Below are 24,971 nucleotides of genomic sequence, written 5' to 3' on the forward strand. Positions count from 1 at the left end.
GCTTCAACCTGACATTGCCTTTGTGGCAATGCAGGTTAAGCGAATGTTAGGTTCACAGGCAATAGCGTGGATTGAGGAAAAAATGGAAAAACAATATACATTTGTTGAATTGATTATTGATTTTTTTAATGAAGTAAAGAAGCCTATGTCTCCAGAAGAAATTTGGGAAAAAGCAAAAGAACTTTCTTTAGATAAGAAATTAGGAAGTTTAGGAAAAACTCCTCCAGCGACTATAGGTGTTCGTTTATATGTTGATATAAAAGAAAATGGAGATAAAAGTAAATTTATTCAAGTTTCAAAAGACCATCAAGATTTTTATTGAGAAGTATAAATATAAGTTCGACTGAAATTCAAAAAGAAATAGAAAGAAAAGAAGAATCTGAAAATAGAAAACAAATGAAAGTAATTTTAATGAAAGAGATTTACATCCTCTTTTAGTAAAATATGTGTATGTAAATCCACATTTTAATTGTTATGCAAAAACAATATATCAAGAAAATTCTGTAAGAAAAGTAAAAGGTGCAAATGAATGGTTACATCCTGATTTAGTTGGAGCGTATTTTCCTTTTAGCGATTATGGAAAAGAAACAATGCAATTACAAAAATCTTTGAATATTAGTTCTATAAAACTATTTTCTTTCGAAGTAAAAAAATATTTAGATTATTCAAATTTAAGACAATGTTATTTTCAAACGGTATCAAATTCAAGTTGGGCAAATGAAAGGTATCTAGTTTGTTTAAGAATTGATGAAGATTTAAATTTTAGAAATGAATTACAAAGATTATCAAATGCTTTTGGTATAAGAATTATTAAATTAAATGCAGAAAATATTAATGAATCAGAAATAATATGTACAGCTAGAATTAATGAAAATATTGATTGGGATACATTGGATAGACTTTCAGAAGATTCTCCTAATTTTAAGAAATTTATTTCTAATTTAATAGAAGATATTGCTTTAGGTAAAGTAAAAAGTACTTATGATAAAGTAATTTCTGATGAAAAATATGATAATTATTTAAAAGATAAATATATTTTAGTAGGAAACTAATATGAGAAAAGATAATCCGGAAATTATTGCAAATAATTTATTTTTAGTAAAAAAATTCTTTGAATTAAAGTATTTCTATATACTATTAGATTTTATTTTGTCGTTAGATATTTTTTTCGTATTACTGTTTAATAAATCAATTCTTATCATAGATTTTTCTTCTATTTTTATTGAAGAAAATGTTAAATTTTTTATTATTTATTTAATTTGCTTTGGTTTTATAGTTTCATTTGTTATTCCTATATCAAAAATAGAAATATATAATTTAATTCATTTTATTTTAAGTAAAGTACCATTAAAACAAAATAAAAATATAGAAAAAACAAAATTAGATTTTACAAATGTAAATATATTATATAAGGAAGCATTATTAGAACAAGATCAGTTTAAATTAATGAGAATTGAACAATATTATCGAGATGAAAAGAATGTTGTGAAAGTAACAAATATAGTTTTTTCTATGGTTATATTAACTATTTTTGATTTATTTATTGGTTTAAAAAATAAAGAATCTGTTTGTAGTCAATTATTAAGTTTGCTAATGAATATGCAGAATAAAATAATGAAATATTTTATAATTGTTTTATTATGTGCTTTTCTATATATATCAATAGCATTTTTAATTACAGGATATAAAAAAATGTTTGATAATTTAATATGGTATCCCAAAAATAAGCATAGACTAAAATAAAACCTAACACCCGCTTCAACGCTGACATTTGTTTTGGCACGAAAGTTGCTTGGACGGTCGCCTACGGCTCCCTTTTTGTGCAACTTTCGTGCCAACTTTGCCTTGCTATACGCGTCGGCAAAGCCGCAAATGCAGGTTAAGCGTTAGTTAGGCTGACGCCTTCGGCGCAGGAGAGAAAATGAAAAAAAAATTTATTTTAATTACATTAATGTTACTGTTGATTTCAAATATCTTTGCAGAAAAAAATATTATTTCTGTATTCAAAGATTCAAAAAATATAATTGATTTAAAAAAATATCTGGAAGACGGATTAAAAGAATTAAATATAGATATTACAAAAGAAATTTCAAAAGAAAATATATCTATAATAAATTATATTTTAAAATTTGCTTATGAAAATAATATTCATAAAATGAGAAATGAAAATGACAATGTAGTCTATACAAAAGAAACTGGTGAAGAGGCAGTTTTCAATAAAAATGGTGATTTAGTTACTAATGATTGGAATCGGGGTTCTTTTAATTATGGAAAATATGAGCAACCAATTAATAAGTTTTTACTTGATATATGGCCATGGTTAGTTTGGGGAAATACGAAAAATGATCCTACAACATTTGATGAAAGATTTTATTATTATTGTATGGATTTAGATCCTGGAATTCAGAAATATATTTTTTTAGAAGATAAATCACTATTAGAAAAAATAGAATATTCGGAACTAAAAGAAGAAGAAAAACTTGTATATCATTTTTTCAACTATCTATTCTTTAATGAAAAATTTAAATATAAATTAGATGAGAGAAATATTAAAAAGTATAAAAAAAGTGCAGAAAATTATTGGAAGTATTTATCCCAAATAATGGAGCTCAGTGGATATAAACAATAATGCCTAACATCCGCTTCAACCTGACATTGCGGACAAGCCGCAAATGCAGGTTAAGCGAATGTTATGTGCACAGCTTTGCAGTCTGAAAACGAAAGAAAAGTATGCGATATTCTTTGCCATATTAAATGATTTATTTAAATCAACAGAGATTTTAAAGACTAACAACAAATGTAATGACCCCAGAAGACATAATAAGACCTGCAGAGATAGAACTTTATATATTGAATATACAAAACTTTTTTAATGATTTCTTGACATTTTGATTTTATATGATTATATTATAAATACATAAGAATTCTGGAAACGCCTTTTCTTTTTTAGTAGAAGGAGTTTTTATGTATAATTCAAAACAATTTTTGCGAACAGTGAATTGGCATTTTGTTAATAGTTGTAATATGTCATGTAAATACTGTTTTGTTTCTTGCTGTAAGGAACTTCCGCTTGAAGAATCCATAAGTGTTCTTGAAAAATTAAAAGGGCATTTTGATCGGATTAATTTTGTTGGTGGTGAGCCGACTGTTTCATCCAAACTTATTCCTCTTGTAAAAAAAGCAAAAGAATATGGTTTTATTGTGTCTATGGTTACAAATGGATTCAATTTATATCATAAACCTGAAACTTTTGACGAAATTCTTACTGATTTTAGTATTATAGGTATCAGTATTGATTCTTTAAATGAAAATACAAATGTATTGATTGGTAGGTCTGTGAAAAATAGTGTTTTATCTAGGGATGATTATATAGATCTGTGTAAAAAAATAAAACTTGCAGGCTGTAAATTAAAAATAAATACAGTTGTAAGCAGAGTAAATTTAGATGAAAACTTTAATGATTTTTATGAAACTGTTATGCCTGATAGAATAAAATTACTTCAGGTTCTAAGACCTGCCGGAAGATTAAAACAAGATTATACGGATTTCTTGATAGAGGAAGATGATTATTTAGAGTTTGTTCAACGGCATCATAAGTTTTCTGAGGTAATATGTAGTGAGAATAATGAATTAATGTTGAACTCATATTATATCTTAAATAGTGATGCTTGCTTTCTTGATAATAAATCTGGTTGTATAAGCGGTTCTTTGTTGGAAAATGATTTAAAGTCGGTATTAAAAAATGTTTATGTCGATGAGAATAAATATAGAGCCAGATATGCATAATAGGAGGATATAATGGAAAAAATAATTATAGAAATAGTAAAATCTTTATACGGTAGAGATAAGAAGCAAGTTCTCAACTATTGGGAAAAGTTAAATTCAATTTTGCTGGAGGAAAAAATCGACGAAAAGAATTTCATGCATATGTTTCACTTTTTTGTTTTAGCCCAAACTATTGGTGCTTGTCTTGGTAAAGACACAATAAAGCTTAAAGAAAAAATATCTGCATGTATACAATATATTCTCCCTAATACTGAATATCAAAAGAAATTAAAAGAGTTTTTAATTAAATTCTCGATAGATGATGAATGTAATGCAAAAAAAGAAATGGATGCATTTAAGATTCTTGCAGAAACTGCATTTTGCGATGATACCGAGCATTATAGCTTTGCTTTATATTACTTAACTCGATTTATATACCGTTGTAATGATGAATATTGTATCTTTAATCTTGATCCTGTTTTATGGTCAATAATTAGTTTTGCTGCTTGGTATACTCAAAGCACAAATATATTAGAAATTCAAATTAGTGATTATATCCTTGGCTTCTTTTATGAGTTTTGTGAACAGGAAACTTTATCTAAAAGATACTTTTATACAGATAGGGTTGTTATTGAAACAAGATTAAAAGATTTACAACAACGTGATCCTGAAACTTTTTCAGCTATTATGAGAAATCATCATTTCAATGAAGTTTATGATTGGATTCATCTTTATTACTTATTCGATGCAAATAAGCGTAGTTATACTTTGCTTAGGTTATTTGAAAAAGTATTTTTAAATAAATCGGTAATTACTGAATTAAGTGACTGGGATAATGATCAGATTGATTATGTTAATAATCTTATGCCGGAAGGCAAAAAAATTATAAATTATTATTCTGATAATGCATATGAGTCTGCTCCACAGCTTTTTGATCAAGCTAGAAATAATATTCAGAACTTAGAGCAACATCCCGGGTTTGTTATTATGTTATACATGCTCTGTAAGGAGTTTTCATTAGATCAATTTCATCTTGTTTTTCCTGATAGGAAAAGTCCGGAAATCAATAGCTTAGAGGTATACGAATGGAATTTAATTTCAGAGGTATTATCTATTCATGATGTAAATAAAGGTAAAGATAAAGACTATGATGAATTATTTGAATTATATGAAAATGATTTACGTGCTTTACATTATGAGGTAGCAAAAGATTTTAGCATAATTGATGGGAAGCAATACAAACAGTATGTTAATAATAATGAATTACTGAATATGTTACTTTTCTTTTGTGTATGGGAAAATGTTTCATATTGTATGAAGGATAATACTAATTTTAATGGAGATATAAAAGAAGTTCATAAAATACAAGTTTTAACAATCCCTTTTTTTAATGCATGTAGTTCAAATACATGGAGAAAAAAAGAAACGATAGAAGAAATATTCAATAATATTGCTGAAGTGTTTTGTTTCGAAAATCCAACTCATACTTTTGATAATTTTAAGATAAATACTGAAAAATCAAATGTATCTTTACTAATGCTTTTATATAATTTATCGAGAACTGAAGTAGAAGCACAAAGTGCTATGAAAGATCAGATTAATTATTTGAGAGAAATACAACGAAAAAAGTTACCTCTGGAAAGGTATAAATCAAATTTAGATGACGCTAAAAAAAATCAGGAGAAAATATGTTTGATTGATAGAGGCTTCAAATTAAACAATTTTATAAGTCAAATTTTTCCTTTTTGTAGTGTTGAATTTCAGAGGTATTTCCCAAATCAAGATATGTTTATGCTTCGGAGGGATTATATCTGCAAATTTATTTGTGAGACAGATACAGTATATGATAAAGATAAGGAATTTGTAACGGATTATCGTGAAACAAATAAAATTGGATTCAAAACTAGATACCTTTATAAAGATAGAAATATGAGTACACATCATGTTAGACATACCTCTGTCGATAATTTAATGAAAACATCTAATTGGAAAAATCTTTTATATGTTTTTTGCGATATAGAGAAAAATTTATGCGATTTGTTGGAAGAAAAAGAGAGAAACTATTATAAACATCCACTGACATCGCCAAAACCTAAGAGAAATCCTCAAACATTTATAATTTATTATCTCTTTCAGGAAAATAAGAGGATCTATAATGAGTTTATTTCTAAACTTTATAAGGCAGCGGGGTTAGTTCAGATAGTTTCTGAGTTTAGGTTGTATGAGCATGATTCCGATTTGAATGATTTTAGAGACAATTCTGAAAATATCATAAAGACAATAGAGTCAACTTTTAATTTAACAGATGAAAAAGCAATAAAAAAAGCAAACGAAGATTTTGCAAGGAAATTATCGTATGCTCCTGAAAAATTACATTGCAGCTCTTTTGATTCCTTTCAGCAAAGAGAAAATTTATTTGAGATGCGTTTAGAAAGGCTACTGAATATTATGTTTGCAGCAAATGGCAGTAATGAGAATGGTTTTGAACATAACCTCACAATGTACGATTTTTTCAAAATGTATCACGCTGAAATTGCTGTTTATCTTATTTATTTAACAGGTGAATTTTCTAAATTGTAGAAAATTACAATATAGTATGATGGCTCTCTATATTTAGGAAATGTATAAATTTAACACTATTTGTTTTATTTGCATATATACAAATTGATTGAAAATTATATATTATAATGGCGCATAACACCCGCTTCAACCTGACATTGCGGGTCAAGCCCGCGAATGCAGGTTAAGCGGTAGTTGGGTCGACGCTTCGCGCGAGGTTAAATAAAATTAGCAACATATTTATTGAAATTTATTTATTAATTGATATTTAATATACTTAGAAAACAAAATAGCTTACTTAGGATTTTACCAGTCAATTCAATGATAACTTGATTGGCTGATGATGAATAACTATTAGAGACATTATAAGGCTATATAAGTATTTAAAAAATAGAAAATAATGTATGAAGGGGATGAATAGTTTTAAGGGTTATGCCGTACTTAATTGTATGTTCAGGCATAAATTGCAATTAATTTATTAGAATTGAGGCAAACTAATTAATGTTTAGTAGTATCATATTAGAATCTGTAAAAGAATATATACCAAATAGTTATATAGAAAATAATGAAAAATATGATTTTATAGTCGGTAGCAAAGTTAAGAAAAAACTCGTTTTCAAAATTATTCATAACTATATTTTTATATTTTCGAGGATAAAGGATAATAATTTTTCATTGTTAATACATGAAATATCTGAAAAAATAAAGAATATAAAAGGAAAAAATTGCATTATTTATATTTATGATTTTGACTTGGTGGAAGAAAATAATAAATTTTTATTTTTTATTAAAAAATGTAAAAGAGTTAATAGTTTTATAAGAATCAATAGAAGGAATGGACAGGTGTATTTTTCAGCGAATAAAGATTTAGAAAATAAAATATGTTCTGAAAGATATGTATTTCTCTTAAATGAATACAAACTTGCAACTAAAAATATCTGGCAAAATGAACTAAATAATTTTTATGATATTTGTTTTAAAATTGGAAAGAAATAATGTAATAAACCCAACACCCGCTTCAACGCTGACAACAAGGACAAGCCGCAAATGCAGGTTAAGCGAATGTTAGATTGACCTGCCTTATGGCAGGCAGGTGCGGAACCAAACGAAACAGACTTTCGACCGAAAAATAAAAATAATTGCAATGAAAAAAGACATTGCAAGAAGGATGGTTGAAAGATGAAACAAAAGAGATTAGTTGCAATGACTGGTGCATTGGCTGTAATGATTAGTGCATTGTATTTAATGGTTAGCTGTACAAGTGTAAACCCTATTCGAGATCATGGTGTTTCTGTAAACTTAGCAGAAAATCAGTATGAGATATTAGGTAGGGTTGAGTATAGGGGAATAGCACATAATGTCTTAGGCTTGTTCTCTTGGGGCGGTGCTGCATATAGCAAATTATATGAAAAAGCAAAGGCTGAATTTGGCGCAGATGATGTTATTAACTTATCACTCGATTATGAACAAGCGAGCTATGGAATATTTTATAATAAACGGACATATATAATGTCAGGTTTAGCTGTAAAATATAAGAAATAGTATTTTATCAATAAAACAATAGGTATATTTTAGATGTTCCGGGTATAAGTATACCTATTGTAGTTTGTCTAAAAGTCTTCATGCTCTTGTCGTGCAAGTTTGCCATTTGCTCTTGCTATTTTGTACAAAATAATGTACATTATAAGTGATGGGAGAATTTTATGATTTCAACTATGACCATAACAGAAACAAGAAAGAAAATCACATCACTTGAGAATACGATGAATTATGATGATACAATCTCCATTACTAATCATGGAAAAGAAGTATTTGCTTTGATTCGTTGGGATACCTATGAATGTATTCAAGAAACTTTGGAAATACTTGCAGATGAACAATTGGCAAAAGACCTGTCTACTGGAATTAAGCAGATAAATGAAAACAATCTTGTAGATTTTGACACATTCAAGGCGGGTCTAATGTGTATACAATAAAATTAACCCAAATTGCCGCCGAATTTATTGCTAAACTAGACAATAAATCTCAACAGCAGGTACTGCAAAAGATTGAGGTATTAAAAGAGTATCCTCTAAAAGTGGGAAAGCCTTTAAAAGGTAATTTACAGGATTATCGTTCTATTCGTTCTGTTGGACAACGATATAGAATAATTTATCAAGTTAAAGAGAGTGAAATTGCGGTTATTATTGTAGCTGTAGGAATAAGACGAGATGGCGACAAAAAAAATGATATTTACGAACTCATGAAAAAATATCTAAAAATTGGTTTATTACCACAGTCACAGTAAAGAAAATCTAACACCCGCTTCAACCTGACATTGCCTTTGCGGCAATGCAGGTTAAGCGTTAGTTATGTGGACTGCCCTTCAGGCAGGAATTCGGAAAGGAACATGATAAATAAAAGAATATGTGTGTTATGTATATTACTACTTTTATTGCAAAATATCTTTGCTAATGATAAACAAGAGATGGATATTTTAATTTTACTGGGAAATAATTCTAATAGTACTCTACAACTGTATAAAGGATTGATTCCGAAATCGCAGGATGATTCAGCAATTTTAAATAAAGACCTATATAATGCTTTAATATCGATGGATAGAAAAATTAAAAAGGCAAGACCTATTTCTATAAATAATGCTGAAAAAGTTTGTATTATAGATGGTGAATATAAAGTTGAGTATTTACTGACAGGAAAAAAATATGCAATTCAAAATAATTATTGGATGTATGAATATAAGTCTGGAAAATTCTATAGATGTGATATTTTAAATGAATTGCGAATTATATATGATTGTTATAATTATTCAAATTTTTATAGTAAATATTATTCACAGGACACATTGAATATTGCTGATTGTAAAAATATAAATTTTATAAAATGGCTTTTTACTCATGAAACGAACATTCAAATTAAAGATAAATCTATTGAGATTATTGAACAACAATATGCAAATGGAATTCCAATTAATATTGAACGATTCCCTTGTTACTATACAATGAAAATTTCAAATGAAGAATATAATCAATATCAAAAAGATTATAAGAAAAGTTCTAATTGGAAAATATTCAAGAATGGTGAAATATCATTTCGTCTTATAACAAAGTTTGAGTTATGTTGTGTTATAAAAGAAAATGAGCTAATTTTTGGATTTGGAAATATGGATATCATTCATCCATAAAAAGAATATCACATAACACCCGCTTCAACGCTGACATTTGTTTTGTCACTAAAGTTGCTTGGGCGGTCGCCTACGGCTCCCGTTTTTATGCAACTTTCGCGCCAACTTTGTCGCTGCTATGCGCGTCGGCAAAGGCACAAATGCAGGTTAAGCGAATGTTAGGTTGACGCTTCGCGCAAAAAAATGTGCGAACCCAATCGAAACATATTTCGACTCCAAAAATATTTAAATTCTTGCAAAAAAGATTTGCAAGAAAAAGGAGTTAGGAATGACGAAACAAAAAAGAATAGTTTCAATGATTGGAGCATTAATTTTAATAATTGGTGCAATAGCGTTACTTACCGGATGCCAGCAACCGAATAATAGCGGTGGTGGAAATTCACTGATGGCGGAAAATATCGTAATAAAATTTGATAATACAAAGATAAAGTGCTCTGATATGCAAAACAAAGATGTCCCAAACGGTACAACATTAGCAACAGGCACTGAGGTGAGATTTAAGGCGATAAATATTCCTACTGGACAGATTGTTGATAAGTGGACTATTGGTAAGAAAATAAGAAATGCTACATCATCTACCACATGGTATAAAATTTCAAAAGATGATGCAGATGGAAATAATATCAATGTAAGTTATACCTTAAGGTCGCCTGCAAAGTTAAAAATAGTTTTTGATGATACTAAGGTTAGATGTGAAAAAAAGGGTACAGAAATTGGAAATAATTCTGAAGTTCTTGAACAAGATTGGTTGCATTTTATTCCTAAAAATATAGCATCAGATAAAGTTGCTGTATGGGAAATAAAAGATAAGGGAGAAGCATATTTCAGCGACTTTAATTCATTAAACTATCGTGTTAAGATTAGAGATGCAAATAGTTCTAATGAAATTGAATTAGTTTATAGTGAAAGAAATAAAGAAAAAATAACAGTTCAATTTGATGCAAGCAAAATAAAATGTACTAACCACGAGACAACTGTAAATGTAACAAGTAACAGCAAAATTTTAGAAGGAACAATGTTAAAAGTTGAAACAATTGATGGCAGTGAGGTTGAGTGGGGAATTGGCAATACTACATATGTCGGCTCAACAAAAGAGATGAGTTTTACTGTATATAAAGGAGATGCGGAAAACGATATTATAATAGTCAGTTTTAAGTAATTTAAAATTAAAACCTAACACCCGCTTCAACCTGACATTGCGGACAAGCCGCAAATGCAGGTTAAGCGAATGTTAGTTTGACAAGATTTAATACAATAAGGAATACGCAATTGAGCAAAATTATCATAGCTTTACTACAATTAACGCCGGGGAACTCTCTTGTTGAAAATGTGTATATCGGTATAGCTGCTTGTCGCAAGGCAAAAAATATGGGGGCAGATATAGCATTATTTCCTGAAATGTGGAGTATTGGTTACGAAATCCCTAAATCTGTCAATGAATTAAAGAGTAAAGCAATTAGTAAAAATGATGCATTTATACATTCATTCTCAGATTTAGCAAAAGAATTGCAAATGGCTATCGGTATAACATTTCTTGAAAAGTATGAGCCATTACCAAGAAACAGTATATGTCTGTTTGATAGATTTGGAAAAGAACTATATACCTATGCAAAAGTACATACATGTATTTTTGGAGATGAAAAAAATTTAATGCCCGGTAATGATTTTTATGTATCTGAATTAGACACAGAGCACGGTTGTGTAAAAATAGGTTCAATGATTTGTTATGATAGAGAATTTCCTGAGAGTGCACGAATACTCATGCTCAAAGGTGCAGAAATACTACTTGTACCGAATGCATGTCCAATGGAAATTAATAGGATTTCACAATTAAGAGCAAGAGCATTTGAAAATATGGTTGGCATTGCAACTGTTAATTATCCAAAAGGAAAACCCGATTGTAATGGTCATTCTACAGCATTTGACGGTATTGCCTATAAAATTGATGAACCATATTCACGAGATACATTAATAATAGAAGCCGGAGAGGAAGAAGGAATATATATCGCAACTTTTAATATAGAGGAATTAAGAAAGTATAGAAGTAGAGAAGTTCATGGTAACGCATACCGGCAGCCGACAAAATATGAGATTTTATTATCGGAAGAGAAACAAGAGCCGTTTATCCGTAAAGATTATAGAAAATCAGCAAACTAACACCCGCTTCAACCTGACATTGCGGACGAGCCGCAAATGCAGGTTAAGCGAATGTTATATGGACTGCCCTTCGGGCAGCTAGGGATATGAAAAATGGGTAGATTCGTACAAGATTGTGATTCACATGGAAGTCTAAAAGATATACAAATATTAATCAATAATCGAAAAGAAATATTAGACAAAAAATTATCAGAAGTCTTAGAAAAGGAAATTAATATAAATTGGAAGTCTCCAATAAAAGATGATCAGTATGCGGAATATAGAGATGAAGATTTTCTTAGAATATTGGATATAGAATCAAAAATAAACTCTCCTTTGGAAAAGTTTTGGCCTAAGAGAGGTCCTCAATGGGATGCCTTAGGAATAGATGATGAAAAAATATTTTTGGTTGAAGCGAAAGCAAATCTGCCTGAAGTTGTATCTCCTCCAACAGTAGCGGGGAAAGAATCTAAGTCTAAAATTTTGACTTCTTTTTCTGAATTGAAGGAATATTTAAATATAAATAATACAATAGATTGGTCAGGAACATTTTATCAATATGCAAATAGAATAGCACATTTATATTTTTTAAGGGTACTAAACGGTATCAATGCTTATTTGGTAAATATTTATTTTATTAATGATAATTCAGTTGCTGGTCCTAAAAGTATTGATGAGTGGAGAGGTGCATTAACTATAATAAAACATTATTTAGGAATTCCTAAAAAGAATAAACTAGAAAAGTATATGATTGATATTTTTATTGATGTAAATGATTTAATAAAATAAATCATATAACATCGTTTTCAAAGCCGACAAACCGGTCGAGCCGGTTTGCGGTTTAAAACAATGTTATGGTGACAGGCCGTTGGCCTGCTATGGAGGGAAAAATGGAATATACGATTAAAGGGCGACTTTCTTTTACAGATTATAAAGACTTTCTGTTAGCTTCGTTAATTTATAAAAAACATAGATTGATCATTTTAATTTTATGTTTTGCATTAATAATTTTTAATTGTGTATCAACAGCATTAAAAGCTCCAAATATGTTAACAGCAATTATAGAATTCTTTCCTTTTATAGTCCTTATATTGATTTATTTCATAATTTACAAAGTATTTACAAAACGTTCATATAAAACAGATTCTGTGATACAAAAAGAAATGTCTTATACTTTTTCAGAAGAAGGTATTTATTGGGCAACAGATCGAGGATCATATAATTATAAGATTGAAGATTTCAGAAGCTACTTTTTCTCAAAAAGAGTCATTGCAATTTACATATCAAATCGTAAAGCTATTGTAATTCCTAGACATTTTTTTGAATCAAAAGAACAAGAGGAAAAAATAGAAAAGCTTATAAAAGAAAAATACATGATTGAAAATAAAAAGTAATTGGTGAATATTTTTTAATCGAATTCAAGCTCAATGAAATTATGAAATAGAACTTTCGAACTTGAACGAAGAAGCGGCTGTAGAAGGAAAAATATATTTCAGAAAGTAAGTTGAGCTTGCTTTCTGAAATGAAATTGGACTTTAGAGTAAAGTCGCGGTAGAACGGGGCTTTACGCCGCTTGAAAAAAGTATAATAATAGAAGCGTGCGCTTCAAAATAGTACAGAATATTTCTTAAAGAAAAAAGGAATTGAGAAATCTAATCCTGTAAAAGAAATAGTTTTGCCATAACACCCGCTTCAACCTGACATTGCGGACAAGCCGCAAATGCAGGTTAAGCGAATGTTAGACCGATGCCTTACGGCACGATAAACAGTAACTTTGAAAAATAGAATGTATTTTTTATAAATTAAAGCATAAAACCCAAATTAATAGCTTAGATTCTTTGAATAAAGTTATGTTTTATTATAATATCTACTTGTATAAGAAAAATAAAACTTTAATCTTTGGATTTTAAAACTTGTTAAGGAAGTCAACGAGTTAAAAGTCCTTCGGACGGTCATGGTAATTATAATAATTAACTTGTTAATGAAAACTAAAGCTTTATCTAAGGATTTTAAACTAGCTAAGGAAATCAACAAAATAAAAGTCCTTCGGACGGTCATGGTGATTATAATAATTAAGTTGTTAAAGAAAAATAAAGTATTATAGTTAAATTAATATTTTTAATATATGCTTTAAGTGATGTAAAGTTGGATATGAAAATAATAAAGCTTTATATTAAAATTTTAAGTTTTTTATTTATTAAATATTGTAATAAAAAGCAAAATAGTGTAAAATTAAAAGCGTAATTGTTAATATTAAGTTATATAAATAAAATAAAAGTGTCTAACACGCAGTTCAAGACTGACAAAACCCGCTCTTACAGAGCGGCCGGCTAGACGCCGGTACGTTTTGCAGCTTAACTGCACGTTAGATTGACCTGCCTAAAGGCAGGCGGGGACGGAACCAATCGAAACAGACTTTCGACCAAAATAAAAATAATTGCAATGGAAAAAGCATTGCGAAAGGAAGGTCGAAATGAAACAAAAGAGATTAGTTTCAGTGATTGGCGCATTAGTTTTAATAATTAGTGCAGTAGCGTTAATTAGCGGTTGTCAACAGGCGAATGGTAATCAGAATAATACTAGCAGTGATTGGAGGCCTGTTTCAAACAAAAGTGATTTAGTTGGAACATGGAAGGCAAGCGTTTCAGGTTCTGGCGTTGTAGAGAAAAAAATATTCTATGTGGCTTCTGATTTTTCTGGTTATTTTAAAATAGATGCGGATTATTCAATGGCAGATGCCTCATTCTTAGCTTCTGTAGGTGATGTTATATCAGGGCTGGAAGGTATAGGATTTATTGTTGCCCATGATCCGGTGAACAAGACAATCAGTGCAATACAGAATTTTACATCTACAGATTTACAAGAAATGGTTTCGTTGATTAAATTGAATTCATCAAAAACGAAGACTAAATTTACTGCTGGTGAAAATTCAGTAGAATATACAAAGCAATAAGAAGTGATTAACCGATTACTGATGAATAGCCCACTAAATAAATAGTTCAATTTTAGTGGGTTATCAAAAGACAAAAAATAAGATTAATGATAAAATAATTGCCTATGTATGATGAGGTTATCTAAGAAATAATTGCTAAGAAAATAGTGATGAAGTAAAGAAACATAAAACATAGGATTTATTGTATGAATTTTGAGGGTTGGTATTTTATTATTCTGTATGTACTATTAATTAAAAATCTAACACGCAGTTCAAGACTGACAAAACCCGCTCTGAAGAGCGGCCGGCTAAGCGCCGGTACGTTTTGCAGCTTAACTGCATGTTAGATGGACGCGCTATAGCGCGCTAGGTATGGTTATAATATTATGAAAGTAGTACTGCAATTAATTGGGAGGTATAGATGGTATTGTATCATCTTGGTAAAGGTTTAAATATAGATATGAAGCTCATACCAGACTATAAATCAACTAAGAATCTTGTCATTCCACTGGTTAAAACTTTAGAAATAAGGTCTGATGTATTTAATGCAACGATGCTAAATGCAAGATATTTTAGAGAAGTAATGAGAAAATCAAATATGAGGGAATGGTCAGATTGTTCAAAATGGGGTACTGAAGCTGTATTTGAATATATAAGAATGACTGAATTTAAAAAGTGTTACAGCCGTATTTTCAGCAATTTCTTTTATGAAAGTATAGATATGTGTAAAGATCTATTTAAAAGAGATTATGAAGAGCCTGGAGATGATGATGGAACAATATTTATTTATGAAATAGATGTTGATGATGAAAACTATCAACGATATGATATGGAAATGTATGATATAGCATATGAAAAGATGGAAAATCTTGAAGATATTGAAATAATAAAAAACATAGCAAGAAGATACTGGAAGGGAGAATGTACACAAAATGCAGTAATTGAATGTTTAAGCGATAAAGAGGCAACAGTAAAACGAGTGATAGACGAACGCCTTCGGATATGAGAAATAAAGGCGTATATAATAGTTTATCTTAATAGTAATGTAATATGTGAAAATTAGAGCATAATGGAACTATTTGATAAAATAATTAGTTATTATGAATATTGTAAGAAAATTATAAAATTATTGTATTAAAAGCATTAAAGCAGCATGGAAATTCAATAGTAGATGTAGATAGAAGTATGAGTGAAGAAATAACTATCAATTTTCTAAAAGAGTATTTTTCATTAAAACAATGGGTTTAATTACTGCTAAAGGTAACAATTTGGGTATTAAATTATAACAAAAAAAACATCTAACACCCGCTTCAACCTGACATTGCGGACAAGCCGCAAATGCAGGTTAAGCGGCAGTTAGGCTGACGGCTAAAGCCGCAAAAAAAGGAGAAAGATATGGCTAATTTAAATGATTTTAAAATTATCAAAAATAAGAGTAAAATACTATTTGAACTTACTCATAAGGATATAGAAGTTGATGATATCAAAAAAGAAAGATGTGGTTTTTATTATTTAGTTTTAGAAAGTATTACTGGGCAAAAAGATACTGATAATTATAAAGAATTAATTATTGATACAGAATATAATAAAATAGTAAACAATATTTCTGTTGATGATTTGGGAATTGATGCAGTTTATATTGATGAGGAATTAGAAGAAATAAATATAAATTTATTCAACTTTAAATATAGGGAAAAATTTAATGATAATAATAAGGAAGAAAATTCTTTATCTAGAAGTACGAAGTTTTTAGAATATATTCAAGCCGAAGATGAGAGACTAATATTAGGCTTGCAAGACAATAAAGTGAGAAAAAATATTTTGGAAATACGTGAAAAGTTGGAAGGTAATAAAATTTGTAATCTTAAATTGTACATGGTTTCAAATGAAAATAAAGGATTTGCATCATCATCAAATGATTATATCGAGATTTTAAAAAATAAATATGGAATGGAAGTCTTTGATATTGATCTTGATAAGATTTCAAATTACTGCATTCCAACGACATTTAATAAAAAATGTGAGTTTATGTTAACTCCAGAGGATTTTTTATCATTTTCAAGAGATGGGTTATCAACACAAAATTCATTAATTGTAAAAATTTCGTTAATAGATTTGATAAGAATATCATCCAAGAACGAAACTTTAAATAAAAAATATAATCTTGAAGATGATGATGAAATAAAAAATTGTAATTTAGATTTTTCGCTTTTATTTGATAATGTTAGAGGGTATTTAGAAAGATCTAGTTATAATAAAAATATTCAGAAAACAATTCAAACAAATCCAACTGAGTTTTTTATGTTTAATAATGGTATCACAATGACATCAGAAATAATTGATTCTGATAGCATGAATAGTGGAAAAAAATATTTAATAAAATTAGAAAATTATCAAATAGTTAATGGCGGACAGACTATACGATCAATATTTGAGTATTTACAAAAACATGTAGATGAAAAAAAAATTGAAAAATTACGTGCGGCAAATATATTAGTTAGAATTTTTAAGATTACTAAGGAAAATATAAGACTTAAGAATCAAATTGCAGAATATACAAATAGTCAAAATAAAATTCAAGACTCGGATCTAAAGTCTGTAGATGAAATACAGTTGCAAATCGAAGAATATTTAAAAGAGCATAATATTTTATATAGAAGAAAAAACGGGGATTTAGGAATTATTAATAGGGAATATGATTATATAATTTCAAAAGAACGTTTAGCTCAAATCATTTATTCAACCAAAGGCTTCCCTAATAGAGTTGGAAATCAAAAACGTAAATTATTTGGCGAATATTATGATTGTATTTTTAAGAAAGATCTATATTTAGAGGATATTCCCAATTTATGCAAGCTATATTACAATATAGAAGATATTTATAAAAAACAAAAAAAGAAATTTTATGATTTAAAATCATTTTATGTCATTTACATCTCTAAAAATTATTCAAAAACGATTGAAGAATCAATAGAAATTCTTGAAAATATTATAGTGCAAAATAAAAAAGAAAATATTTCAGAAGCTCGTACGTTACTAAAAAACCTAATTAAAGAGGAAATTGATAAACAGTTAAATAATTAAAGTCTAACACCCGCTTCAACGCTGACATTTGTTTTGGCGTAAAACTTGCTTAATGTGCCTATACGGCACTGCAAGTTTTACGCCAACTTTGTCGCCGATAAGCGTGTTAGCAAAGGCACAAATGCAGGTTAAGCGGAAGTTAGGTTGACAAGCTAACCGCTTGCGGAAAGACTTGTGCGGAACCGACCTATAACATTTATTCGATCTAAAAATAAATTTATAGGAGGCCAAGTATGGCATTTTGGGAAATGTTTGCAGATCGTGATTTTCATGATGGGAAAAAATGGCGGAATAAGGGTGAAAAGTTTGAATTTACAACCCGAGGCAATCAACGACCTACAGTTTTTGATATTTCTAAAGCAACTAGAGAGAAATATGGGAGAGATTTGAGTAGTTATTTTAAACTTCGTGATAAATTTTAGAAGATATAATATTTTCTAAAATTGAATTATTTCTGCCACTTTTTTGATTTTGAGATATATTAAAATTATAAAGTGGCAGTATTTTTTGTATAAAATATTTTTTTTCTCTAAAATAAAAATATATGTATTGAAAATATTGCAAAAAGTATGTATAATATATTATGACATTTGAATGGGATAAGAACAAAAATGAAATAAATATAACAAAACATAATGTTTCATTTGAAGAAGCTCAGGAAGCTTTTTTTGATAAAAATAGAGTTATATTATATGATGAAAGACATTCGGATAAAGAGAAAAGATATTTTTGTCTTGGTAAAGTTGAAGATAAAATATTGACTGTACGTTTTACCTTGCGTGATGAGAATATTAGAATAATAGGTGCCGGATATTGGAGAGAAGGAAAAAGAAGATATGAAGAAGAAAACAGAATATAGTGATGCTCCTAAACAAGTAGCTGAGTCAATATCATTATCTGAAAGGATAGAAGATTTTTTACCACCACCTGACAGATTAATAAGAAAATCTGAAAAAGTAAAAATTACGATAACGCTTGACTGTGAAAGTGTTGCATTTTTTAAAGCTTCAGCAAAGAAAAATAATGTAAAATATCAAACAATGATAAATGAAATATTAAGCAAGTACGCTGAAAGATATAGGTACACAATTTGATAACTATAAAATCTAACAACCGCTTCAATGCTGAAAATATTTATTCAAAATGCATGCGAGGAATGATATGAGTTATTTTATGGAGAGTGAGAGAATAAAACTTCGCCCGGTACAAAAAGATGATCTTAAAAAATTGGCTGAGTTAATGTCCGATAGAGAAATAGGAGTATTAAGCGGTGAGGTGTATCCGGTAACTGAAAGAGAAATGGATAACTTTTATGATCGATGTCAAAAAATAGATGACAGGATATGGTTTGTAATTATTGATAAGGGAACAAATTCAATAATTGGAGAAACCGGTTTTCTAAGAATTTTTATGCCATGGAGAACAACAGATTATTCGCTAATGATTTGGAATAGAAATTATTGGAATAAAGGTTATGGAAAAGAAACTGCAAACTTAATGCTTGAATACGGTTTTAATAGTTTAAATTTCCACAGAATAGCAATTGGAGTTGTGGGAAGTAACGAAAGAGGATTAAGGTTCTGGAAAAGTATAGGATTTAAAGAAGAGGGTAAGCAAAAGGATGGATTCTTCAATAATGGCAAATATTCGGATTTTATAATGATGTATTTGCTAGATGAAGAGTACAGAGTTACTCGAAATAATAATAAAACCTAACACCCGCTTCAACCTGACATTGCGGACAAGCCGCAAATACAGGTTAAGCGAATGTTAGCATGACACCGCTTTCGCGGTGCAAAAAAAGAATAATTTTTTCAAATTTTATTGTAGTAGGTATTGATATTGTATCATAAAAATGGTACAATATAATATGGATAAAGAAAATTGCTTGATATATGAAGGTGTCTTTTTTAGAATTGAATGGTTTTATGATAAAGCAGGATATAGTCAAGCATTTGAATACTTTAGAAAAGCATCACCTTCTCAAAAACGAAAATTTCTTATGTTGGTAAAGAAAATAGGTGATTTCGGTAAAATATTTGATAAAACAAAATTCAGATATGAAGGAGATGAAATTTATGCATTTAAACCTCAGCCTGATAGATATTTATGTTTTTTTAAGAAAGGACAGAAAATAATTGTAACAAATGGATTTTGTAAAAGAAGGAATAAACTGCCGTTGGCAGAAAAGACAATCGCTTTAGAAAATAAAAAAATATATGAACATTTATATGAGGAGTGATGTGATTATGGAAGAGTCGACCTTTGATAAGTACATAAAAAATGATATAAAACAAAAAAAGAAGTTTGATAAAGAGTATAATAACTTTCTACTATCGGAATTTATACTTGAAAAAATGGAAGAGGAAAATATATCTGTTAGAGAACTTGCAAGAAAGGCTGAAGTATCACCGACAATCATTCAAAAATTACGAAATAATAAAACAGCAGATAAAATAAATTATCAAACTTTTTTATCTGTTGTAAATTCTCTTGGCTACAGGGTAAACATAGAAAGAATTTAAAAGTGCTAACACCCGCTTCAACCTGATATTGCGGACGAGCCGCAAATGCAGGTTAAGCGAATGTTATATGGACGCCTACCTTGGGGCGCTAAGTTGAGGATTATGAAAAAAATTTTAGCACTAATAACACTAAGTCTTTTATTTTTTAGCTGTAAAACAATAAATAATGGTAATCCCAAATATTATTATGTATTATATTCTCAAAAAATCGCGGATATCATAAATGAAAAGGTAAAAAATTTAGATAATCTTGATATATACTCATGTTTTATAAACAATGATCTGAAAAAGGAACTCAAAAAATGTGATTACAAATCCCCAACGAAGGAAACAATCCTTATCTACAAGTATGTCAAGAAGGATTTACTATCTCATGGATTTGAAAATAGTTTATCTAATGTATTAAAAGAAGAGAACTATAAAGATGCCGCTTTTTCTGTATTGGATTGTTTCTATAACTTACAAATAGATTTTACTCCAGCCAGTTATGTTCTTTCAACTTATAATCTTTTTGTAGATAATGAATTGCATAAACAACCGGCAATCTGTATTTTAGAATATGAAAATTCTTATCCGATTATAATAGGTTTTGTTACAGGTGAAAATGGTGTAGTTCTAGCACAAGGAACAATTGTATTTTATAATAAAATTAATTTGGAACGAATTACATCAAGTCTTATCAGTTTAGGTTTAGAATTGGATGAAATGTATGTTTTTCCTTTGAGATAAAATAGGAAATATTTTTTAATTGACTGTGTATTTATTTTTATTATATTTTGGAATGCTTATTAAATAATTGATTTCGTCTAACACTCGCTTTAACCTAACAATTGTTTTGTCATGAAAGTCTCGCTTCTTGCAGTTTATCCGCCACCCCGTTATCTGGACTGCCCTTCTGAACAATATATTGAATTGACTTAGATTACTTGTAATAATACATAAGATAATTGGTGCTGATGGAATAATAATCTTATGAAAATCTGCATTCGGAGGGGATGGATAATTGGTTAATATGTATTATATAGCAGCTGAAGAATATAGCATGAAAGTCATAGTTTTCAAATATGAACGATTTAGGCAGTGGAGCAAGCCCGCTTTTTTGAAAAAATCCTTGACAAAAAACTATACAATGTATATACTAAAAATAATAGAGGTTTATTATGCAGGTTGTAGTTCAGAAATGGGGTAATAGTCTCGGATTTAGAATACCCTCTCTTTGGGCAAAAGATAATAATGTAAAGCATGGAAGCAAAATAGAAGTAATCGCAGAAAAAGGAAAAATCGTAATTCTTCCTCAGGAAAAAACTCTTGATGATATGCTGGCAATGGTTACTTCTGAAAATATTCATTCGGAAATCTCTACAGATTATTCAGTAGGTAACGAAGAATGGTGAATTCAAATTATGTTCCCGATAGAGGCGATTTAGTTTGGCTTGATTTTAATCCGCAAGCAGGACATGAGCAGAAAGGTCGTCGTCCTGCAATTTGTATTTCTCAAAAAAGATACAATCAAAAAGTCGGACTTGCTTTATTTTGTCCTATTACAAGCCATATAAAAGGCTATCCTTTTGAAATTGTATTGGATAATCATTCGATAAATGGCTGTATTCTTAGCGACCAAGTAAATAACCTTGATTATAAAAAAAGAAGTTGTGATTTTATAGAAAAAACAACAGAAGAAGAAATAAATGCTGTTGTAGATAATATAAAGTTGTTAATTGAGTAATCACCTAACACCTGCTTCAACCTGACATTGCGGACGAGCCGCAAATGCAGGTTAAGCGGAAGTTATGTGGACGCCCCACTGGGGCGCATGGTGAAAAAAAAGAAAAATATTCGCCGCAAAAAAGTAATCAAAAAAATGAATTGAACTTTATAGCAAGGAAGAAGAAGCGTTTTACAATAGGTATGTTTAATGAAAAAAAGTATCATATTATTAAGTATATTTATATTTTCACTCTTGGTTTTATATGCAAAAAGGACTCCGCCTCCAGAAGTTCCATCGATAATTCATAATGGATACGAGTATATTGCAAATTATTCAGATGGAATTTTTAAGGGAACCGGTCAGATGATTATTAAATCTATTAAAGACTCAAAAATAAAGAAAACAATATCAATTTATTCAATCTGGTATAATCCGTTTTTAGAAAAAGATGTTCAATGGATTTTTATTAAAGAAACAGAATTGATTGATAATGATACGATTCGTATTTATAATGAAAATGATGAAATTTTTGGTTTGGAATTAATTAACTATAAAGTTAAGAAAATAAAGAAAATCACATAACACCCGCTTCAACCTGACATTGCGGACAAGCCGCAAATGCAGGTTAAGCGAATGTTAGATAGGTGCCTTACGGCACGATAAACTGTAACTTTGAAAAAGAGGGTGTATTTTTTATAAATTAAAGCTTAAAACCTGAATTAATAGCTTAGTTTTTTGAATAAAGTTATGTTTTATCATAATGACTACTTGAGTAATAAAAAATAAACTTTTATCTGTGGATTTTAAAACTTATTAAGGAAATCAACAAGTTATAAGTCCTTCGGACGGTTATGGTAATTATAATAATTATTTGTAGTATTAAGATTTATTGTTAAAAAATTGAAAAAGTGATATATTATTTATAGTATGATATTCGATTGGAATAATGAAAAAATATGATGCTTAAAAGAGATAGAAATATATCGTTTGAGCGGATTATTGTGGCAATTGAGCAAGATGGTTTATTGGATATTTTAGAGCATCCAAACAAAGAAAAATATCCAAATCAACTTTTGCTTCTTGTAGAAATTGATAGATATGTATATGTAGTTCCTTGTGTACTTGAAAATGATGTTTGTTTTTTGAAAACTATTTTTCCAAGTAGAAAATATACGTCGAAATATCTTGACTGGAAAGGAGAAGAAAATGAATAGTGAAAAAGAGTTGTATGAATCTATAGAAAATGATGAATGGAAATCGGTAAAAAATTTTTATGATCTTAGTAATGATTTAAAAAAGGCTGCTGAAAGTATGCTTATGAAAAGAGAGAAGATAGATATAATGCTTGTCAAGCAAGATATGAATAATCTAAAGGCCAAAGCTTTTGAAGAAGGTATGGAATATGAAGTTTTTGCAGGAAGTATTTTACATAAATATTTAACTGGAAAGCTGATAGAAAGATAAATAATTTAATGCGTCTAACACGCAGTTCAAGACTGACAAAACCCGCTCTGAAGAGCGACCGGCTAAACGCCGGTATGTTTTGCAGCTTAACTGCACGTTAGGTTGACGCTGTGCGCTTGTTTTATCTTTAAATTAAAGGAATCAAGCTTTTCCTAGCATTGAATTGTGCTCTTCAGAATAACATCAACTTGATGAATTGATTCGGATATAAAGTGTGAATTAGATTATATAAAAATGTGTTATCGAAAAAATAAATATTATTAAAAAAGAGGTAGGTAATGCTTAATTTTGTGTATGGAATATTATTATTACTTGCTTCAGTAATATCATTTTTGGGAGGGTTAATACTACCTCTTGGAATTATTTTTGTTGCAGAGGGATGCCTTATAGGTCTTATTATTTCCATATTATTTATAAAGAAATCAATGGAAAATAAAAAAGTTAATCTATTATCATTCGGAGCTATTGTAACTTTAATGTTTACATTACTTGGATTTTATTTTGACATACATAGAACAAATAAAATAAAAGAAGAACTTTATAAATTAAAAGCATATGTAATTAAATATTTAGAAGAGAATGGAGAATTACCTAATTTTGAAAATGATGAGTATATAAGCAAGTATAAAAATAAGCCAAGTCTAAGTGATTATGGAGACGGTAAATTTGATATTAGATATATGGATGGAATAATATCAAGTGAAAGTGATGATATTGGATTTAGACCGCGGCCATAAACCTAACACCCGCTTCAACCTGACATTGCGGACAAGCCGCAAGTGCAGGTTAAGCGAATGTTAGGTACATGCCTTCGGCGGTCTATGAGAAAAAATATTGAAAGTGATTGATGTTATGAGTAAGTACGATGATTTATGGAATTATGTTGTATATGACAATAAAATACAGTGGTTTTGTCATTTGAAGAGATAAAAACAATAAATAGTTATGAGATTGAATATTCATTTCTCAATTATAAAAATAACTTCTTAAATATGGATTTTTAGTAGATAAAATATCAATAAAAAATATGACTATAGTATTTAGTAAGTATAATTAATAAGGAATATTATGGATTATATAGCATTGCTCAGAGGTATTAATGTCGGAAACTCGGTAAAAATTAACATGAAAGAATTGAAAATATTATTTGAACAATACGGTTTTTCAAGCGTTTCAACATATATCAATTCCGGAAATGTCCTTTTTAAATCAAATGACAAAAAAAACAGTATTACGGAGAATATTGAAAAGGCATTACATATAACGATGGGGAATGAAGTAAAAGTATTGGTAAAGATAAAAATTGAAATGGTAAAAATAGCAAGCAGCATCCCCGATAATTGGCAAAATAATGATGAGCAAAAGACCGATGTAGCGTATTTATTTGAATCAATAGATACTGAAAACATAATAAATGAATTATCGATAAAAAAGGAATACATACAATTAATATATGTTGAGGGTGCGCTAATCTGGAATGTTCGACGGGGAGATTATAATAAAAGCCATTTGAATAAAATAATATCGCATAAAGTATATAAAGATATGACAGTACGAAATGTTAATACAGCTCGACATCTTGCATGAACCGTTATCATAAAAGTGCAGACCTAAAAA

The 24,971-nt window shown here is 29.1% G+C and carries 31 protein-coding genes and 1 pseudogene; all 32 read left to right on the forward strand.

Annotated features, from left to right (window positions below):
- The first annotated feature begins 43 nt into the window (after window positions 1-43).
- The 32 genes and pseudogenes from HO345_RS04515 to HO345_RS04670 all read left to right on the forward strand — a co-directional run bounded on the left by HO345_RS04515 (window position 44) and on the right by HO345_RS04670 (window position 24,941).
- Window positions 44-322: a winged helix-turn-helix domain-containing protein gene (locus tag HO345_RS04515; RefSeq protein WP_253684192.1), complete on the forward strand. Its 279-nt coding sequence runs from the start codon at window positions 44-46 to the stop codon at window positions 320-322.
- A gap of 124 nt (window positions 323-446) precedes the next feature.
- Window positions 447-1,052, forward strand: a complete 606-nt coding sequence (locus tag HO345_RS04520; RefSeq protein ID WP_253684194.1) for a hypothetical protein — start codon at window positions 447-449, stop codon at window positions 1,050-1,052.
- Window position 1,053: 1 nt separating this feature from the next.
- The gene (locus tag HO345_RS04525; protein ID WP_253684196.1) at window positions 1,054-1,743 is read left to right on the forward strand and encodes a hypothetical protein; all 690 of its coding nucleotides are present in this window, start codon (window positions 1,054-1,056) and stop codon (window positions 1,741-1,743) included.
- Between the two features lie 178 nt (window positions 1,744-1,921).
- Window positions 1,922-2,629, forward strand: a complete 708-nt coding sequence (locus HO345_RS04530) for a hypothetical protein (protein ID WP_253684198.1) — start codon at window positions 1,922-1,924, stop codon at window positions 2,627-2,629.
- A gap of 335 nt (window positions 2,630-2,964) precedes the next feature.
- A complete protein-coding gene (locus tag HO345_RS04535; protein WP_010957056.1) occupies window positions 2,965-3,786 on the forward strand; it encodes a viperin family antiviral radical SAM protein in 822 nt (273 codons plus the stop codon).
- 12 nt (window positions 3,787-3,798) lie between these two features.
- The gene (locus tag HO345_RS04540) at window positions 3,799-6,345 is read left to right on the forward strand and encodes a hypothetical protein (protein WP_010957055.1); all 2,547 of its coding nucleotides are present in this window, start codon (window positions 3,799-3,801) and stop codon (window positions 6,343-6,345) included.
- Window positions 6,346-6,825: 480 nt separating this feature from the next.
- Window positions 6,826-7,320: a hypothetical protein gene (locus tag HO345_RS04545; RefSeq protein WP_253684200.1), complete on the forward strand. Its 495-nt coding sequence runs from the start codon at window positions 6,826-6,828 to the stop codon at window positions 7,318-7,320.
- A gap of 183 nt (window positions 7,321-7,503) precedes the next feature.
- Window positions 7,504-7,866, forward strand: a complete 363-nt coding sequence (locus HO345_RS04550; RefSeq protein ID WP_253684202.1) for a hypothetical protein — start codon at window positions 7,504-7,506, stop codon at window positions 7,864-7,866.
- A 161-nt stretch (window positions 7,867-8,027) separates the two neighbouring features.
- Entirely contained in the window at window positions 8,028-8,300 is a 273-nt protein-coding gene (locus HO345_RS04555; protein WP_253684203.1) for a type II toxin-antitoxin system Phd/YefM family antitoxin, read from the forward strand.
- The gene (locus HO345_RS04560) at window positions 8,288-8,611 is read left to right on the forward strand and encodes a type II toxin-antitoxin system RelE family toxin (RefSeq protein WP_253684205.1); all 324 of its coding nucleotides are present in this window, start codon (window positions 8,288-8,290) and stop codon (window positions 8,609-8,611) included. Before HO345_RS04555 ends, HO345_RS04560 begins: the two co-directional genes overlap by 13 nt.
- A gap of 102 nt (window positions 8,612-8,713) precedes the next feature.
- A complete protein-coding gene (locus tag HO345_RS04565) occupies window positions 8,714-9,505 on the forward strand; it encodes a hypothetical protein (protein WP_253684207.1) in 792 nt (263 codons plus the stop codon).
- A gap of 268 nt (window positions 9,506-9,773) precedes the next feature.
- Window positions 9,774-10,664, forward strand: a complete 891-nt coding sequence (locus HO345_RS04570) for a hypothetical protein (RefSeq protein ID WP_253684209.1) — start codon at window positions 9,774-9,776, stop codon at window positions 10,662-10,664.
- 110 nt (window positions 10,665-10,774) lie between these two features.
- Window positions 10,775-11,662 carry a carbon-nitrogen hydrolase family protein gene (locus HO345_RS04575; RefSeq protein WP_253684136.1) on the forward strand — a complete coding sequence of 296 codons (888 nt, stop codon included), beginning with the start codon at window positions 10,775-10,777 and terminating at the stop codon, window positions 11,660-11,662.
- Between the two features lie 93 nt (window positions 11,663-11,755).
- Window positions 11,756-12,430 (forward strand): hypothetical protein, encoded by a 675-nt coding sequence (locus HO345_RS04580; protein ID WP_253684211.1) that lies wholly within the window; start codon window positions 11,756-11,758, stop codon window positions 12,428-12,430.
- A gap of 101 nt (window positions 12,431-12,531) precedes the next feature.
- Window positions 12,532-13,035: a YcxB family protein gene (locus HO345_RS04585; protein ID WP_253684234.1), complete on the forward strand. Its 504-nt coding sequence runs from the start codon at window positions 12,532-12,534 to the stop codon at window positions 13,033-13,035.
- Between the two features lie 1,079 nt (window positions 13,036-14,114).
- Window positions 14,115-14,594: a hypothetical protein gene (locus HO345_RS04590; RefSeq protein WP_253684236.1), complete on the forward strand. Its 480-nt coding sequence runs from the start codon at window positions 14,115-14,117 to the stop codon at window positions 14,592-14,594.
- A 400-nt stretch (window positions 14,595-14,994) separates the two neighbouring features.
- On the forward strand, window positions 14,995-15,579 hold the full coding sequence (locus HO345_RS04595; RefSeq protein ID WP_253684237.1) for a DUF2441 domain-containing protein: 585 nt from the start codon (window positions 14,995-14,997) through the stop codon (window positions 15,577-15,579).
- 389 nt (window positions 15,580-15,968) lie between these two features.
- Window positions 15,969-17,657: an AIPR family protein gene (locus HO345_RS04600; protein WP_253684239.1), complete on the forward strand. Its 1,689-nt coding sequence runs from the start codon at window positions 15,969-15,971 to the stop codon at window positions 17,655-17,657.
- Window positions 17,658-17,890: 233 nt separating this feature from the next.
- Window positions 17,891-18,079 carry a hypothetical protein gene (locus HO345_RS04605; protein WP_253684241.1) on the forward strand — a complete coding sequence of 63 codons (189 nt, stop codon included), beginning with the start codon at window positions 17,891-17,893 and terminating at the stop codon, window positions 18,077-18,079.
- 161 nt (window positions 18,080-18,240) lie between these two features.
- Window positions 18,241-18,516, forward strand: coding sequence for a BrnT family toxin (locus tag HO345_RS04610; protein ID WP_253684242.1), 276 nt, complete (start codon window positions 18,241-18,243; stop codon window positions 18,514-18,516).
- The gene (locus HO345_RS04615) at window positions 18,461-18,751 is read left to right on the forward strand and encodes a BrnA antitoxin family protein (RefSeq protein ID WP_366796572.1); all 291 of its coding nucleotides are present in this window, start codon (window positions 18,461-18,463) and stop codon (window positions 18,749-18,751) included. The genes HO345_RS04610 and HO345_RS04615 overlap by 56 nt, the downstream gene beginning before the upstream one ends.
- 67 nt (window positions 18,752-18,818) lie before the next feature.
- The gene (locus tag HO345_RS04620; RefSeq protein WP_253684246.1) at window positions 18,819-19,373 is read left to right on the forward strand and encodes a GNAT family N-acetyltransferase; all 555 of its coding nucleotides are present in this window, start codon (window positions 18,819-18,821) and stop codon (window positions 19,371-19,373) included.
- Between the two features lie 139 nt (window positions 19,374-19,512).
- Complete coding sequence (locus tag HO345_RS04625) at window positions 19,513-19,899, forward strand: type II toxin-antitoxin system RelE/ParE family toxin (RefSeq protein ID WP_002689013.1); 387 nt, start codon at window positions 19,513-19,515, stop codon at window positions 19,897-19,899.
- Between the two features lie 7 nt (window positions 19,900-19,906).
- Entirely contained in the window at window positions 19,907-20,182 is a 276-nt protein-coding gene (locus HO345_RS04630; RefSeq protein ID WP_002689021.1) for a helix-turn-helix domain-containing protein, read from the forward strand.
- Between the two features lie 102 nt (window positions 20,183-20,284).
- The gene (locus HO345_RS04635; protein WP_253684248.1) at window positions 20,285-20,911 is read left to right on the forward strand and encodes a hypothetical protein; all 627 of its coding nucleotides are present in this window, start codon (window positions 20,285-20,287) and stop codon (window positions 20,909-20,911) included.
- Between the two features lie 431 nt (window positions 20,912-21,342).
- Entirely contained in the window at window positions 21,343-21,576 is a 234-nt protein-coding gene (locus tag HO345_RS04640) for an AbrB/MazE/SpoVT family DNA-binding domain-containing protein (protein ID WP_253684250.1), read from the forward strand.
- Entirely contained in the window at window positions 21,570-21,908 is a 339-nt protein-coding gene (gene mazF / locus HO345_RS04645; RefSeq protein WP_253684252.1) for an endoribonuclease MazF, read from the forward strand. Before HO345_RS04640 ends, mazF begins: the two co-directional genes overlap by 7 nt.
- Window positions 21,909-22,097: 189 nt before the next feature.
- Window positions 22,098-22,472 (forward strand): hypothetical protein, encoded by a 375-nt coding sequence (locus HO345_RS04650; RefSeq protein ID WP_253684254.1) that lies wholly within the window; start codon window positions 22,098-22,100, stop codon window positions 22,470-22,472.
- A 345-nt stretch (window positions 22,473-22,817) separates the two neighbouring features.
- Window positions 22,818-23,104, forward strand: a pseudogene (locus tag HO345_RS04655) (toxin).
- A complete protein-coding gene (locus HO345_RS04660) occupies window positions 23,097-23,354 on the forward strand; it encodes a hypothetical protein (protein ID WP_253684258.1) in 258 nt (85 codons plus the stop codon). Before HO345_RS04655 ends, HO345_RS04660 begins: the two are co-directional and overlap by 8 nt.
- A 278-nt stretch (window positions 23,355-23,632) precedes the next feature.
- A complete protein-coding gene (locus tag HO345_RS04665; protein WP_253684260.1) occupies window positions 23,633-24,091 on the forward strand; it encodes a hypothetical protein in 459 nt (152 codons plus the stop codon).
- A 331-nt stretch (window positions 24,092-24,422) separates the two neighbouring features.
- The gene (locus HO345_RS04670) at window positions 24,423-24,941 is read left to right on the forward strand and encodes a DUF1697 domain-containing protein (protein ID WP_253684262.1); all 519 of its coding nucleotides are present in this window, start codon (window positions 24,423-24,425) and stop codon (window positions 24,939-24,941) included.
- Window positions 24,942-24,971: the final 30 nt, after the last annotated feature.

Source organism: Treponema denticola, assembly GCF_024181645.1.
Lineage (GTDB): Bacteria > Spirochaetota > Spirochaetia > Treponematales > Treponemataceae > Treponema_B > Treponema_B denticola_A.